16 protein-coding genes are annotated in these 14888 nt (G+C 76.3%); 7 read left to right on the top strand and 9 right to left on the bottom strand.

The window, feature by feature from the left end; all coding sequences use genetic code 11:
• Positions 1-113: 113 nt before the first annotated feature.
• On the top strand, positions 114-491 hold the full coding sequence (locus tag QK440_RS20035) for a hypothetical protein (protein WP_282794522.1): 378 nt from the start codon (positions 114-116) through the stop codon (positions 489-491).
• A gap of 159 nt (positions 492-650) precedes the next feature.
• Here the strand turns inward: QK440_RS20035 and QK440_RS20030 are convergent, their stop codons facing one another.
• From QK440_RS20030 to QK440_RS20005, 6 genes are all read right to left on the bottom strand, one after another.
• Positions 651-1541 carry a DMT family transporter gene (locus tag QK440_RS20030; protein ID WP_282794521.1) on the bottom strand — a complete coding sequence of 297 codons (891 nt, stop codon included), beginning with the start codon at positions 1539-1541 and terminating at the stop codon, positions 651-653.
• Positions 1542-1685: 144 nt separating this feature from the next.
• The gene (locus QK440_RS20025; RefSeq protein WP_282794520.1) at positions 1686-2468 is read right to left on the bottom strand and encodes a DUF998 domain-containing protein; all 783 of its coding nucleotides are present in this window, start codon (positions 2466-2468) and stop codon (positions 1686-1688) included.
• Between the two features lie 52 nt (positions 2469-2520).
• Positions 2521-3717: a methyltransferase gene (locus QK440_RS20020; protein ID WP_282794519.1), complete on the bottom strand. Its 1197-nt coding sequence runs from the start codon at positions 3715-3717 to the stop codon at positions 2521-2523.
• A gap of 142 nt (positions 3718-3859) precedes the next feature.
• Positions 3860-4345 carry a MarR family winged helix-turn-helix transcriptional regulator gene (locus tag QK440_RS20015; protein WP_282794518.1) on the bottom strand — a complete coding sequence of 162 codons (486 nt, stop codon included), beginning with the start codon at positions 4343-4345 and terminating at the stop codon, positions 3860-3862.
• A gap of 62 nt (positions 4346-4407) precedes the next feature.
• Positions 4408-5916, bottom strand: coding sequence for an MFS transporter (locus tag QK440_RS20010; protein ID WP_282794517.1), 1509 nt, complete (start codon positions 5914-5916; stop codon positions 4408-4410).
• A gap of 45 nt (positions 5917-5961) precedes the next feature.
• Positions 5962-6774 carry an isocitrate lyase/phosphoenolpyruvate mutase family protein gene (locus QK440_RS20005; RefSeq protein WP_282794516.1) on the bottom strand — a complete coding sequence of 271 codons (813 nt, stop codon included), beginning with the start codon at positions 6772-6774 and terminating at the stop codon, positions 5962-5964.
• A 444-nt stretch (positions 6775-7218) separates the two neighbouring features.
• Here QK440_RS20005 and QK440_RS20000 point away from each other — a divergent pair, with 444 nt between their 5' ends.
• The 3 genes from QK440_RS20000 (at position 7219) to QK440_RS19990 (ending at position 9212) form a co-directional block, all read left to right on the top strand.
• Positions 7219-7761 (top strand): hypothetical protein, encoded by a 543-nt coding sequence (locus QK440_RS20000; protein WP_282794515.1) that lies wholly within the window; start codon positions 7219-7221, stop codon positions 7759-7761.
• Between the two features lie 286 nt (positions 7762-8047).
• Positions 8048-8695, top strand: a complete 648-nt coding sequence (locus QK440_RS19995) for a class F sortase (RefSeq protein ID WP_282794514.1) — start codon at positions 8048-8050, stop codon at positions 8693-8695.
• Between the two features lie 187 nt (positions 8696-8882).
• Positions 8883-9212, top strand: coding sequence for a hypothetical protein (locus QK440_RS19990; protein WP_282794513.1), 330 nt, complete (start codon positions 8883-8885; stop codon positions 9210-9212).
• On the opposite strand, the gene QK440_RS19985 is transcribed toward QK440_RS19990, so the two are convergent.
• On the bottom strand, positions 9199-9882 hold the full coding sequence (locus QK440_RS19985) for an HAD family phosphatase (protein ID WP_282794512.1): 684 nt from the start codon (positions 9880-9882) through the stop codon (positions 9199-9201). The two genes, QK440_RS19990 and QK440_RS19985, sit on opposite strands and share 14 nt — an antisense overlap.
• 288 nt (positions 9883-10170) lie before the next feature.
• Between QK440_RS19985 and cpt the strand changes: the two genes are divergently transcribed.
• Entirely contained in the window at positions 10171-10716 is a 546-nt protein-coding gene (cpt, locus tag QK440_RS19980; RefSeq protein ID WP_282794511.1) for a chloramphenicol phosphotransferase CPT, read from the top strand.
• Positions 10717-10878: 162 nt separating this feature from the next.
• On the opposite strand, the gene QK440_RS19975 is transcribed toward cpt, so the two are convergent.
• Positions 10879-11745, bottom strand: a complete 867-nt coding sequence (locus QK440_RS19975) for a peptidoglycan recognition protein (RefSeq protein WP_282794510.1) — start codon at positions 11743-11745, stop codon at positions 10879-10881.
• 285 nt (positions 11746-12030) lie between these two features.
• On the opposite strand from QK440_RS19975, the gene QK440_RS19970 reads away from it, so the two are divergent.
• Entirely contained in the window at positions 12031-12450 is a 420-nt protein-coding gene (locus QK440_RS19970; RefSeq protein WP_282794509.1) for a YciI family protein, read from the top strand.
• A 19-nt stretch (positions 12451-12469) separates the two neighbouring features.
• Positions 12470-13699, top strand: coding sequence for a sigma-70 family RNA polymerase sigma factor (locus tag QK440_RS19965; RefSeq protein ID WP_282794508.1), 1230 nt, complete (start codon positions 12470-12472; stop codon positions 13697-13699).
• Here QK440_RS19965 and QK440_RS19960 read toward each other — a convergent pair.
• Positions 13669-14622, bottom strand: a complete 954-nt coding sequence (locus tag QK440_RS19960) for a LysR family transcriptional regulator (protein WP_282794507.1) — start codon at positions 14620-14622, stop codon at positions 13669-13671. The genes QK440_RS19965 and QK440_RS19960 overlap by 31 nt on opposite strands.
• Between the last annotated feature and the right edge of the window lie 266 nt (positions 14623-14888).

Genomic DNA, 14888 nt, shown 5'->3' with positions numbered 1-14888 from the left:
GCCCCACGAGGTGATCGGCGTCCTTATGATCGCAGTCGGTCTCCAGGGGGAGGCCTGCGTGACCCACGCCCGTGCGGCCCACGCCTGTGTGACCAACGAGGGGAACAGCCACCATGACCGGAGTTTCCAGACGCGCCCTGCTCGGCTACTCGGGCAGCGCCGCCGCGGGTGCGGCCCTGGCGTCCGCCGGGACGGCCCGCGCCGCCGACGGCGCGCCGGCCGAAGCGGCCAAGACCGAGGCGGCCGAGGAGAGCGGTGGCGCCGAGGCGCAGACCATCGACTACGCGGACGGCACCGAGTTCAGGGGCACGACCAGTATCGGGGACATCGACGCGATGATGGAGATGTCCTTCCGCATCAAAATCGACAACGCTCCCGCGGCGAAGCAGATCACCCCGCTCGAGATCGCGGAGGCCCTCAACAAGATCGGCGCCGCCCGCGGCTGGCCCAAGGTGACCTTCTACTACACCACTTCGGCCCCGCTGAACTGAGCCGCCGGACGGAGCGCGGCGTGCCGGGTTCCCGCCGGCAGGGCGGGAACCCGCGCACCGCACGCCCGGACATCGAGCCGTACGTCCGCCCGTACGTCCGCCCGTACGTCCGTCCGTACGTCGGCCCGTACGTCCGTCCGTTCCGCGGGGGGCGCCGGGTCACGGCACCCGCTCGGTGTCGGTGTCGCCCGACGGTGTGGTCGCGGCAGGCAGCCCGGCGAGCAGTACGACACCCCAGGCCGTCAGGGCGGCGCCCGCGGCCTGGGGCGCGATCCACCAGCCGGTCCGCAGGCTGTCGCCGTACAGGACGGCGCCCAGGGCCAGGCTGGCGGCGGCCTCGCCCAGGGTGAGGGCGGGTTGCGAGACGAACAGCGGCCCGGACTCCATGGCGTTGGCCAGCAGGAACAGCGCGCAGCCGCCCGCCGCCGCGCACGCGTAGGTCTGCCACGTGGTGGCCAGGCCCCGGACCCCCGCGTCGGCCAGGGCGGCGATCGCGGCGTTCATCAGCGCGGCCGTGAGCCCGTAGCAGAGCGCGGACGCGGAACCGAACAGCGCGGCGCGCGCCTTGCCCCGCGGGCGGCGCAGCGCGAGCGCCGTGCACCCGCCGACACCGGCGCCGACGGCCAGCAGGGCCACGGTCCACACGGCGCCGGAAACGCCACGCCCCCCTTCGACGGGCGCCGCCGCGCTCAGGGCAAGGGCGAGTCCGACCCCGGTGAGCAGAGCGGCGGTCCAGCCCCCCGCAGGCATCGGCGTACCGGCGAAGACGCGCGCGATCACCAGGGCGAGTGGCAGTTCGAGCACCAGGATGGGCTGGACCAGTGACATCGCGCCCCAGGCCAGGGCGAGCGCCTGGAACACGGCGGCCGCGACGATGACGCCGATGCCCGCCAGCCACGCGCGGTCACGCACCAGCCGCCGGACGAGCCGCGGGCTGAAGGCGTCCTTGGTGGGCACGGTCCGGGCGGCCACCCGTTGCAGCACGGTGCCGGCGGCGTTGGCCACGGCGGCCGCCACCGCGAACAGGGCGGACAGCAGGGACGCTTCCACGGGACTCCTCCCACCGCCGGGTCGGGGCGGCGCGGTCAGGGGGCACGGCCGCCCGGGGGCTCGGGCAGCGGCTCAGCCACCTCGGCCGACACACGCGGCCTGTTGCGTACAAGTGGCATGTGGGACACCGGCAGCTCGGCCGGTTCAGCCGGTCTGCCGTCCGTCACGGATGTCATGGACGTCATGGACCTCATGGACGTCACGGGCGCCACGGAACAGGCCGCGTGCGGTGCGGCGGGCCGTGGGGGGAGGGGCGGGGGCCCCGGGCGGCGGGTACGGGGTCCGGGCGCCGTGGGCGAGCAGTGCCAGCCACGCCCCGACCAGCAGCAGATGACACCGCTGGGCGACACCGTGCCACCCGCCGTACCCGAGCAGCGGCCCCACCGTGCACAGCGACGACACCAGCGCGCCGGCGCCGACCAGAGGCCCCCAGCGCGCCACGGACCGCGGCTCCCCGCGCCTGCGCGCCGCGTACACGAGCAGAGTCATGCAGGCGAAGAGGCAGCAGTGCACCAGGGCGCTGGTGACCGTGTGGGCGGGGTGCACGGCGCGGCAGCCCGGCTGCACGGAGGGTGCGCACGCCATCGGCATCAGGACGTCGGCCGTCGAGCACAGGCCCACCCCGGTGAGCGCCCACCACCCGGCCCGCCCCACCCGGTCCGCCGCCGCGGTCCCGCCCGCCACGGCACCCGTGACGATCAGCGCGGCGCAGACCAGTTCCAGACCGCCGAACAACCACCGGTAGGGGCTGCCCACCGCGTACAGCTCGCTGACGTACGCGTGACGTGGTTCGAGGCCGGTCGGGACGACGGCCTCCAGGACCCAGGCGTTGTACACGAGAGCGGCGGCCGCCAACAGGGCGGCCGCCGTCCTGAGAGGCTCGCGCGCCCGGCGCTCCGGGCGGCTGTGCGTCGTCGTCTCCGTCACCCGAGCCTTGATAGCGGCCTTCCGCCGCGTTGTGGGGGAGTACGCCGCCGCGTCACCCGTGCGAGCCGGTGAGCCTCACCCGTCGAGGGCAACGGCATCCCGCGCGGTCGCGGCCCTGCGCGTCGGCCGCCACGGCCTCGACGGCGTGGTACGGGGCGTCGTCGCCCTCGGTCAGCGGGGTCACCGACGCCACGGACAGGCCCGCCGCGCGGCACACCCGCTCGAAGTCCGCGCGGGTCCGCTCCCGGCCGCCCACGTTCACCAGCATGTTGAGGTCGGTGAGGTAGGTGAGTCCGGGCGTGGCGGGGTCGACGACGTCCGGCAGCACCGGCTCCACGATCAGCACGCGCCCGCCGGGCGGCAGCGCCGCGCGGCAGTGGCCGAGGATCGTGACCACCTGCTCGTCCGACCAGTCGTGCACGACGCTCTTCAGCAGGTACAGATCGCCGCCCTCGGGCACCGACCGGAAGAAGTCCCCGGCCGTCAGGGCGCAGCGTTCGGCGAGCCCGTGCCGCCGCAGGGTCGCGGGTGCCTGGGCCAGCCCCTCCTCGGTGTCGTACACGACGCCCCGCAGCGCCGGGTACGCGCTGAGGACCGCGCCGAGCAGCGTCCCGTCGCCGCCGCCGACGTCCACGACGGTCGTGAACCGCCCGAAGTCGACGGCGTCCGCGAGGATGGCGGCGATGTGCCGGGTGGCCTGGCTCATCGCGGCGTTGAACTCGGCGGACAGTTCCGGATGCGCCCTGAGGTGGCCGAAGAAGTCCGTGCCGAAGACCTTGTCGAAGGCCACGTCGCCGGTGCGGACGCTGTCGTCCAGGTGCTCCCAGCCGCGCAGCAGGGCGGGCTCGGTGAACACGCGCACCAGGGACGTGAGCGAGCCGGGGTGCGCCGGGTCGAGCAGCGCGCCCGTGGGCGTGACCGAGAAGGTCCCGGCGGTGTGCTCCCGCAGCACGCCGAGGCTCGCGAGGGCGCGGAGCAGCCGGGTCATGGGCTGGGGCGCGGTGGACGTCCGGGCGGCGAGGTCGGTGGCGTGGAGCCGGTCGTCGCCGATCGACTCCACCACGCGCAGCCGGACGGCCGCCCGCAGCGTCTGGGCCGCCAGGCTGCCGTAGAGGTGCCGGACGACGGCTTCGGGGTCGGCGGCTTCGGGGTGAGCGGCTTCGGGGTCGGCGGCTTCGGGGTCGGCGGTTTCGAGGTGAGCGGCTTCGGGGTCGGCGGCTTCCGTCGTTCGGTCGTCAGCGTGGGTCACTGTTCTGTTCCTCCCGTCGTGGCCGCGTCATAGAGGCCGCGGCTCGGCACGCCCTCACCGTCGCCGCCCTCGCCCGGGCCTGTCTTGGAGGAATGTTCCGCGCGCCGCCGGGCGCCCGGCGGCGCGGCGGCCTCCGGCGCCGTCAGCCCCTGCCGTCACCGGCGGCACCGACGTTGCGGACCATCCGCCGGAGCACCTTCAGGGCGGTGACGTAGTCGGCGTCGTCGATGCCCTCGTGGATGCGGGCGCGGATCGCGGGCGCGTGCCGCCGGAGGCCGGCGCGGGCCTCGTCCCCCGCCTCGGTGATCCACAGGCGCCCCGCGTCGTCCCGGGTGAGCCAGCCGCGCTCCAGCAGCACCTCGGAATCGGCCGCCAGGTCGTCCTCGGGCCGGAGGTAGCTGCTCATGGCCCGCTGGAGCTCGGCGACGGTCATGCCGTGGCCGTCGGCGGACAGGTCGTGCGGCGACAGGTTGCGCAGCAGCCAGAACTGCGGCTGCGTGAAGCCGAGTTCGGCCTGCCGGGCCCGGGTGAAGGCGATGAGCGCCTCGTAGGCCACGCCGGTCCAGTGGGCGGCCGGCTGCGCGGCGAGCTCGGTGTCGGTCAGGTCCGGTAGCTGGTGGGTGGTCATGGTGCCGCTCCTCACGCGTGATCGCTGTCAGCGGCACCGTAGGACCTCAAGTCGACTTGAGATCAAGGGTTTGATTCTCGGGCGGGGTCGGGGGCAGGGTCGCGGGGGCGGGGGGGGGGCCGCGCGGCAACCGGCCCCCCCCCGGGGGCGGCCCCCCACCGGCGGGGGGGGGCCCGCCCCCCCCGCGGGGGGGGGGGGGGGGCCCGGCCCGGGGCGGGGGGGGGGGGGTGGGGCCCCCCCCCCACCACGCTCCCGCCGACGCCGAGGCACACGGGCCCGACGCCCCACGTCCCGGCCGCCGCGGTGACGGCGGCGGCGCCGAGCGGGCCCAGCGCGTTGTGGGTCGTCCAGAACGCCGAGGTGACCCGGCCCAGGAGGTGGCCGGGGGTCACCTCCTGGCGCAAGGACATGGAGCAGATGCCGGCGACGCCGGTGCAGAAGAGCACCACGGCGACGAGGACCGCCACGGCGGGCACGTTCCCCGTGAGGCCCAGGGCGGCCACCGCGAGCCCGGCGGCCACGTGCACGGCGACCCAGCTCGGGCCGAACCCGAGGCGCCGGCGCATCCGGTCCACGGCGAACGACGCGCCCAGCGTGCCGAGCGTCCCCGCGGCCAGGACGTAGCCGACGGTGGAGTCCCCGTGGCCCAGGCCCTGCTTGACGTGGTAGACGACGACGTCGGTCAGGCCGTAGGTGAGGAACGTGACCAGCGCGAGCAGCACCGTCAGCGGCCGCAGCACCGGGTGCCGCCACAGGAAGCGCGCCCCGGCGAGGAACTCCACGCGCACGCCGCCGCGTTCACCGTCCCGTTCCCCGTACCGTTCCCCGTCCGGTTCACCGTCCAGCTCGCTGTCCGGTTGACCGTCCCGCTCGCCGTCCCGTCCGCTCCCCCGGTCCGGGCCCGGGGCGGCGCCCGTCGGCCGTGCGGGGGCGCCGGGCACCTCGCCCGTCGGCCGCATGCGGACGAAGAGGATGCCGACCGCCGACACCGCGAAGGTCGCGGCGTCGATGGCCAGGGCGGCGGCCGGCCCGGACGCCGCGGCGACGAACCCGGCGAGCATCGGCCCGCCCGCGCTCGCGACCGCGTACGCGCCGAACAGATGGCTGTTGGCCTTGAGGATCTGCCCGGGCCCGACGATGGCCGGTACGACGGTCACGTACGCCACCTGGAACAGCATCGAGAACACCGCGGCGACCGGCACCACCGTGTAGAGCAGCCACAGCGGCGTCGCGAACAGCCACACCAGCGGCACCACGCCGATCAGCGCGCAGCGCGCGACGTCGGTGAGCGCGAGCAGGCGGCGCCGGTCCACGCGGTCGGCGACCACGCCCGCGAACAGGCCGGTGACGATCGAGGCGAGCCCGGTGAGGCCGGTGACCAGGCCCATCTGCGCCACCGAGCCGGTCTGGTGCAGCACGAGGAGCGGGATCGCCACGTGCGAGAAGGAGTCCCCGAGCGCGGACAGGCACTGCAGGGCCAGGAAGAGCCGGTAGTTGGGGTCCGCCCACAAAGGGGCCGGGCCGGTGCGCGCCGCCCGTGGCGTACGGCGTGATGTCTCCCGGCGTGCCATCCACCCCTCCCCCCACCCCTGGCCCCGGGCCGCCGCCGGGCCGAACTACCGCCCCTCCCCCGGCACTTGCCGCTCGTAGGCCGCCGCGAGATCTTGTGCGTCGGCGTACGAGAGTACGTCGCCGGGGCCCGCGGCGCCGCGCAGAAAACCCCGGGCCACGTCCACCGCCTGCTGCACGGCGGCGCGGAACAGCAGCGACCCGGTGCTCACGCGCCGCACGCCGAGAGCGGCCAGGCGCTCCGGGGCCGGTCCGCCCGGGGCGTACAGGACGTTCAGCGGCACGTCGAGGGAGGCGACCAGCTCCGCGATGACGGCCTCGTCCCGGAGACCGGGCACGAACACCCCGTCCGCGCCCGCTTCTTGGTACGCCGTCACGCGCCGCGCTGCCTCGGGGGCGCCGCCCGCGTCGAGCCAGTAGGCATCCGTGCGCGCGTTGAGGAAAAGCTCCGGGACGGCCGCCTTCACCGCCCGGATCAGCGCGCACTGCGCCTCCTCGGCGGCCAGGGTGCCGTCGGGGCGGCCGTCCTCCAGGTTCACCCCGACGACGCCCGCCGCCGCCAGGTCGCGGGCGAGGTCGACGACGTCGCCCGGGTGGTCGCTGAAGCCGCCCTCGACGTCGACGGTGATCAGGGCGGGCAGGCGGGCGATGCCGCGCGCCAGGCGCAGCGTCTCCTCCCGCGTGGAGCCGGTGGCGTCCGCCTTGCCCGCGGCGGCGGCCACGCCCAGGCTCGTCGTGCCGATCGCCGGGAACCCGGCACGGGCGAGGGCGGCGGCGGACGCGTGGTCCCAGGCATTGGGCAGCAGCAACGGGGAGCCGCTCCGGTGCAGGGCGCGGAAGGCTTCGTGGCGATCAGTCATGCGGCGCACTTTGCCAGAGGGGTCTGACAGGAGGGTGTGTGGTGAGGGGCCGTCTCCCCGGGAGCGGGGGCCGCTTCTTGGGTGCGGGGGCGGGTTGCCGGATGCTGGTTCTTGGCGGGGGGAAGTGGGGCGTCTTCCCGGGCGGGAGGGGCGAGTTGCCGCGGTCCCTGGTTCTTGGCCTGGCCGGAGGTGGGCCGTCTCCCCGGGGTGCCGGGAAGGCCGGGGTGCCGGGAGGGCCGGGTTGCCGCGGGCCTTGGTCCTTGCCCGGTGGGAGGTGGGCCGTCTCCCCGAGGGGGCCGGGTCGTCGCGGACCCTGATCGGACGCCAACAGGAACCTGACAGGTTCCTCATAACTTCGCGCGAGCCTGGCGACCGTGCCCGGCGGAACCGGTGTCCGCCCCCGCCGGGCGCTCCTCTGTACACGAGCTGGAACGGAGCCCCACCATGTCCCACCGCCGCGCCCACGCCCGCCCCCGAGCCGCCCACGCGCGCGCCCGCGCCGGTTCCCTGCGCGCCGCCGTCGTCGCCTCCGCCGTGGCCGCCGGGGTGCTCGGCGCCCCGTCCGCCGTGGCCTTCGCGTCCGAGTCGGCACCGAAGCCGAAGCCCACGGCCACCGAGAGCACCCCCGCGCCGGCGCCCGCGGAAGCCCAGGACGACGTGGCGAAGAAGCGGGCCGCCGCCAAGGAGCAGGCCCAGCGGGAGACCGCGCCCAAGCCCGCGCCGCCGCGCGGTGGTGTCGCCGCGGGTGACAAGCCCACAGCGGAGCCGTCCGCCGCCCCCGGAACGCCCGAGCGGGCCACGGTGAAGGCCCCCCGGGACAAGACGGCCCCGGCGCCGCGGGGCGGCGTGGCCGCGGGTGAGCGCCCCGCGACGGGCGGCGACGACAACACCGTCGCGCTCCTCGGGTCGGCGGCGGGCATCGCCCTGGCCGCGGGCGTCGGCACGATGGCACTGCGCCGCTGTGCAGTTGGCGGCGTCCAGGGCTGACCTCGCCCACCCGTCCACCGGAAGCCGACCGGACCGGCCAAGAGCGCCCGGCCAAGACCGCCCGGCCGTCGAAAGGCGATCCGGCCGGGCCGCCCCCTCGCATCCACCGAAGGCCGCCCCCGGTCGGGCCTCCGTGCCGGGGCAGGCCCTTCCGGCCGGACCGCTTCCCCGCCAGGGGGCGTTCCGGTCGGAGCGACCCTTTCCCTGCGGCCGGACCCGAGCGTCCGGCCCGAGCACGCGCGGTGGTGCCGCCCTTCCGCGGCGGCGCCACCGCGCACGGAGCACCATGTCACCGAAGAGCCCGCCGTCCCGGTCGTCCTCGCGGCTCCGCGGGCGTCCGTCCGTCGCCTGCGGCCTCGCCCTCGTCATCTCCCTCGCCGCGGGCGGCTGTTCGGCTTCCGAGGGGTCGTCCGGCGGCGCCGAGACCCGGCCCTCCGCCGCGCGCACGTACGCGGTGGGCACGCCGCATCAGGCCGGTGCGGCCGAGCCCGCCGCCCCCGTCCACGTGGCCGTCCCGTCCATCGGCGTGAGCAGCCCCCTAATGCGGCTCGGCCTCAACCCGGACCGCACGGTCGAGGTGCCGCCCGCCGAGAAGGGCATGACGGCGGGCTGGTACACCGGCGGCGCGGTGCCCGGGCAGCGCGGGGCGGCCGTCATCATCGGCCACAACGACACGCGCTTCGGCAGGGCCGTCTTCCACGACCTGAAGAAGGTGCGCGTGGGCGCGGACGTCGCCGTGCGCGACGCCCGCGGCAGGACCGTCCACTTCCGCGTCACCGCCACGGAGACCGCCCCCAAGAAGGCCTTCCCCACCGACCGCGTCTACGGCGCCACCGAGGCCCGTGCCCTGCGCCTCATCACCTGCGACGGCGCGTACGACCGGCAGGGCCACCCCGTGGACAACCTCATCGTGTACGCGACCGCGAAGCGCTAGCCGCCCTCCGGAGCGGAGCGCCTGCTGACGGGGCGCGGGGCCGCGCGCATGCGCCCTCCGGGCGCCCCCGTACGCGCTCCGCTCCTTCCTGTCCGGTCCGCTACGGCGTTCTGCCGGACCGCCCCGGCGCCCCGCGACAGGCCGCCCCACCGGGTGGACACTGGGCTTCTCTCCTCGGGGGCAGCGCATGAAGAGCAAGCCGAGCGCGACACAGCGAGCGGCGAACCAGGCGCAGCGCCGGGCCGGTGAGGCCAGGAAGGCCGCGCTGGCCGCGGCGATCGACATGGGCCTCCTCCTGACCGACACGGCCACGGGAGGCGTCGCCAGCCTGGCCAACCTCCTGCGCGTCGCGGTCACGGAGGGCCGGAACCACCGGGCCGCCGCCCGGGCGGCCCGGGAGGAGCTCGCGCGGCGGCCGAGGGCGGCGCGGGTGCGGGACCACGCCGCCGCCACGACCCTCGGTATCGGCGCCGCGAGGGCGGCCGCCGCCACCGTCCGGCGCATCAGGGCCTTCTGAGGCCCGCGCGGCGCGGCAACCGCCCGGCCCAGCGCAGGAGTTCCGGTGCCGCCAGGCTCGGGCCCCGCCAGTCGTGGTCGAGGTCCGCCCCGGGCAGGGACGGCACGACCGCCACGCGCAGCCCGGCGGCGCGCGCCGCGGCGACGCCCGTGGCCGAGTCCTCGAAGGCGACCGAACGCCCCGGGTCCGCGCCGAGCGCGGCGCACGCCGCGAGGTAGAGGTCCGGCGCGGGCTTGGGCGAGCGCACCTCGTCGGCGGCGAACGTGGACGGGAAGTACCGGGCGAGACCGGCCGACTCCAGGGCCGTGTCGAGCAGTTCCCTGGGGCTGTTGCTGGCCACGGCGACGGGCACCGCCGCCCGGCAGGCCCGCACCAGGTCCACCGCCCCCGGCATGGCCGCGGCGCCCCCGGCCAGCTCCCCGCGGACCCGTTCGAGGAGTTCGGCGGCGATCTCGGCGCCTGCGCCGGGCCGCCCGAAGTACGCGGCCATGGCGTCCGCCGCGTCCTCCACCGTGCGGCCGAGGACGAGCGCCTTCTGCTCCGGGCCGAACGGGCGGCCGTGCGCGGTGAAGAGGGCCGACTCAGCGACGGACCAGCAGGACTCGGTGTCGACCAGCAGGCCGTCGCAGTCGAACACCACGGCGTCGACGTGGTCGGGAAGTTCGCTCATGTCTCCTGTCCCTTTCGGTACGCCGCACCGGTCGGCGAGGCGGTGTCGTGACCCGGGAGCGGCGGGGGGGCGTCCCGCCCGTCGGGGAAGAGGCCCACGGGAGAGGCCCACAGGGTGGCCACGACGATCATGGACCCTCACCCTAGGAGCGGGCATCGCGGAAGTGCCAGATTTCTGCCCGATATCGGGCAGAAATCGCGTCGTTCACCTTCCGTTTGAACGCCGTGTCGCCACGTCCGCCCCGAAAAGACGGTGAAAGGGAGGCGTACGGCGTCCTAGGGTGACGGGGTGACGACTCGGATGACCATCCTCAACGGCGGTTCCAGCTCAGGGAAGTCGGGCATCGTGCGGTGCCTGCAGGCCGTCCTCCCGGACCCCTGGCTGGCGTTCGGCTGCGACGCGTTCGTGGACGCCCTGCCCGCGCGGACACGGGCGGCGGACGAGGGCATCACCATCGGGACCGGCGGCGAGGTGAGCATCGGGGAGGACTTCCTGACGCTGGAGGCGGCGTGGCGGCAGGGCGTCGCGGAGACGGTCCGCGCGGGCGCCCGCGTCATCGTCGACGACGTCTTCCTCGGCGGAGCGGCGTCCCAGCAGCGGTGGCTGAAGGCCCTGGGTGACGTGTCCGCGCTGTGGGTCGGCGTGCGGTGCGACAGCGCGGTCGCCGCGGGCCGGGAGGTCGCCCGCGGCGACCGCGCCCCGGGCATGGCCGCCGCGCAGGCGCACGTGGTGCACCAGGGAGTGCGCTACGACCTGGAGGTGGACACGACACGGGCCGAGTCGATGGAGTGCGCGAGGACCATCGCCGCCCGCCTGACCGGTTCCGGCACCTGAGCCGCCCCCGGCACCCCGACCGGCCGGGCGGCCGAGCCGGTTCCCCGGCCATGGCTCCCGGGCGCTCGGGCGCCCGGCCCGACCCGCCTGCCTGCTTGCCTGCTTGCCTGCTTGCCGCGTGAACGTGTCGCGCCGGCGGGCCGGTTGAGGCGCCCGGGCCCCCTAGCGACCCCCCACCGCCCGCGCCCGCGCGTCCGTGCGGCCCTGGAGGTGCGCGGCCCGCTCCCGGATCGCGGGCAGTTCGGCGCGCAGCGCGGCGCCCGGGCAGGTGGTGGTGTAGCCGTCGGTGTGGCCGGCCACCGCGTCGAACTCGGCGCGGGTGCCCGCAGGGAACCGGCTGCCGCTGTTGCTGGACACCAGGTGGGACCGGTGCCGAGGGTCCACGTCCGCGAGGCCCAGCTTCCACGCGGCGAGCGCGGCGATGGCCTCCGTCATCGGCCGCGGCACCGGGGTGCCCGCGGTGAACGTACCGATCGCGGCGACGCCCGTCGTACGGTGGTTGAAGCCCTGGGTGTGCGCGCCCACCACGGGGCGGTCCACGCCGCCCGCGCGGCCCTCGTAGATGGTGCCGCAGCGGTCGACGAGGAAGTTGTAGCCGATGTCGTCGAAGAGGCGGGCCTCCGTCTGGCCCGCGGCCAGCGCGCGGATGATGCGGGGCGCGTCGGCGCAGTCGTACCCGTTCGGCGAGTCCGTGTGGTGCACGAAGACGGCGAGGACGGGACCGTCGTAGCGGATCGGCGGGCGGCCACCCGGCGGACGGCTGCCCGGCGGACGGGCCCCGGGAGGGCGGGTGCTCGGCGGGCGGCTCGCGCGGAGGTCGCCGAGCCACCGCGCGCGGGGCACGATGGCCGGCCGCGGGGCGCGGTGGGCCGCGTCGGCGCGCCGCCGTCCGTCGTGGTCGGCCGCCTGCTCCACGCCCACCGCGCACAGCGCGAGCGTCACCACGGCCACGAGCCCGGGCAGCCCCGCGAGGACCACGCGCCCGGCACGCGGCAGCCGCCCCGCCACCGTCTCCCACCAGGCACGCATGCCTCCCACTGTCCGGGCGGCCGCCGGGGGCCGCGCGTGGGGTGCGCCGCCCGGGTGACGCACGGGGGCCACCGCGCCCCACGGCCCGACGGAGCGCGACGGACGGCCCGCGGCGGCTCACGACGGCCCACGGCAGACCGCAGTGGACTGCGGTGGACCGCGGCGGCGGCAGACCATGCGAGAAAGAAAATTCCGGGACAGTGTCGAGACGCGGTCATCCGCTCCGACGTCTCCTGTGAGAGTTGCCCACGAGGGCGATCACACAGCCGAGGAGTGGAGTGCGACATGAAGTACCTGGTGATGGTGCAGGGCGCGCAGGCCGACTACGACGCCATGAGCGGCAAGGCCTCCGAGCACAGCCCCGCCTGGAGCGAGAAGGAGCTCCAGGCGATGTTCGCCTTCATGAGCGCCGTGAACGACGACCTCGCCGAGTCCGGTGAGCTCGTCGACGGCCAGGGTCTCACCGAGCCGGCGAAGGCGCGCCTGGTCGCCCGGGGCGAGGACGGCCGCCCGGTCGTCACGGACGGCCCGTACGGCGAGACGAAGGAGGTCCTCGCGGGGTACTGGCTGCTGGAGTGCGAGAGCCTGGAGCGGGTCACGGAGATCGCCGCGCGGATCGCCGCGTGCCCGTGCCCCGAGGGCGCCCCGAACCCGCCGGTCGTCATCCGGCCGGTGCAGGAGGCGGACGGCGGGGACGTCGGCTGAGCGCCTCCGGGACCCCGGGGTGAACCGCTCCCGCGCGGTCGAGGACCTGCTGCGCCTGCACGCGCCGCAGGTCCTCGGCGCGCTCGTGCGCCGCCACGGCCACTTCGCCGAGGCCGAGGACGCCGTGCAGGAGGCGCTGCTCGCCGCCGCCGGGCAGTGGCCGGACCGCGGTGTGCCGGACAACCCGCGCGGCTGGCTGATCCGGGTGGCGTCCCGGCGCCTGGTGGACCAGTTGCGCGCCGACGAGGCCCGGCGCCGCCGCGAGGAGAACGCCGTCCGGCTCGCCTCCCGCGACGCCGCCGCCCCGGCGCCCGGCGAGAGCCGCTCCCCGTCCGAGGACGACACGCTCACGCTGCTCTTCCTGTGCTGCGACCCGGCGCTCACCCCGGCCGCGCAGATCGCCCTGACGCTGCGGGCCGTCGGCGGCCTGACCACGGCCGAGATCGCCCGCGCGCACCTGGTGCCCGAGGCGACGATGGCCCAACGGATCAGCCGGGCCAAGCAGAAGCTGCGGGGCGTGCCCTTCAGCCGGCCGGGGCCCGTCGACCGCGACCAGCGGCTCGCCGCCGTCCTCCAGGTGCTGTACCTCGTCTTCAACGAGGGCTACACCGCGACGTCCGGCGCCGCCCTGCACCGCGCCGACCTGGCCCGCGAGGCGATCCGGCTCACCCGGGCCGTACGCCGGCTGCTGCCGCGCGAGGGCGCGGTGACGGGCCTGCTCGCCCTGATGCTGCTCACCGACGCGCGCAGCGCCGCCCGCACCGGGCCGGACGGCGAGCTGGTCCCGCTGGACGAGCAGGACCGCACCCGGTGGGACGCCCGCGCGATCGCCGAGGGCGCCGCCCTGGTGGAGGAGGCGCTGCGGCAGGGCCCGGCCGGCGCCTACCAGATCCAGGCGGCGATCACCGCGCTGCACGTCGAGGCGGCGCGCGCCGAGGACACCGACTGGCCGCAGATCCTCGCCCTGTACGACGTGCTGGTGCGCCGCTCCCCGGAGCCGATGGCCGGGCTCGGCCGGGCGGTGGCCGTCGCCATGGTGCACGGGCCGCGCGCCGGGCTCGCGGAACTCGCCGACCTGGAAGACCGGTTGGCGGGCCACCACCGGCTGCACGCCGTCCGCGCGCACCTCTTGGAGAAGGCGGGCGACACCGAGGGGGCTCGCGCCGCGTACCTGGCGGCGGCGCGGGCGACGCTCAGCGGGCCCGAGGTCCGCCACCTTCAGACGCGCGCGGCGCGGTTGGCCCCCTGACCGGGGCGCACCTGCGGCGGCACCGCGCCCCCGCCGCCCGACGCGCAGTCCGCGGCCACCGTGTCCGCGAAGGCACGGGCCAGCGGACTCAGCGCGTCCCAGCGGCGCACGGCCCAGCCGACGGAGAGCTTCGGCAGCTCCGGCACCGGCACGAGACGCAGCCCGGGCGGGCCCGTCTCGCGCCAGCCGGGCAGCTCCGGCACGACGGCCTGACCGACGCCGAGCTCGGTGAGCAGCAGCGCGGTGTCCCAGTCGGCGACGCTGGTGTGCCCTTCGGGGCACAGCCCCGCCGCGGCGAGCGCCGCGTCGAGCTGGGTGCGCGAGCTGGACGCCTCCGGGGGCCGGATGAGCTGCGCGGACGCGAGGTCGGCGAGCGAGGCGCGGCGCTTGGCGGCGAGCGGGTCGTCGGGGGTCACCGCGAGCACCCAGCGCAGATCGGCGACGGGCCGCTGCTCGATGCCGCGCACGGGCGCGCCGATGGTGACCCAGGCCAGGTCCAGGTCGTCGGCGGCGAGCGCGTCGAAGCAGGCGCGGCTGGAGCTCGCCGTCTGGAACTCGAGCGTGACCTGCGGGTAGCGCCGCCGGAAGCCGACGATCGCGTCGGCCATGAAGTGCCGCACGGTGGTGGCGCCCGTGGTGACGCGCACCCAGCCGCTCTCGCCGCGGACCAGGTCGCGCAGGCGGCGCAGCGCGAGGTCGATGCCGCCGATGCCGTCGGACGCGGCGGCGTGCAGGATGCGCCCCGCCGACGTGGGCACGACGCCGCGCGCGTGGCGTTCCAGGAGGCTGACGGAGAGCTCCCGCTCCAGGCGTTTGACGTGCTGGCTGACCGCCGACTGCGTACAGGACAGGTCGCGCGCCACGGCGCTGAGGCTGCCGGCGCGGCAGACGGCGATGAAAACACGGAGATCGTCGAGCGTCACGGCACCGAAGCTAGGGCGTTCCCGGCGCGATGGCCAGGCGGCCCCCACGGCGGCCGGGCGGGACCCGCCGGGGAGGGGGCCCGCACGGGGCGGGGCCGGGCGGCGGACAGAGGTGAGGGCCCCGGCCGGACGGGGGAATCGCGGTCGGGACCCTCACCTAGTTCAACGGTGAAATAGGGAGGCCCGTTCCCTCGCGCCCTTCCGATCTCGTGTGATCTGCGCAACACACGCGATCGCCGCGCCGGGCGACCCGCGCGACCGCTCCC

It is taken from the genome of Streptomyces sp. CC224B (assembly GCF_030010595.1).
GTDB classification, from domain to species: Bacteria; Actinomycetota; Actinomycetes; order Streptomycetales; family Streptomycetaceae; genus Streptomyces; species Streptomyces longispororuber.
Note: the sequence above shows the minus strand (reverse complement) of the source record. Positions and strands in the feature narration are given on the sequence as shown.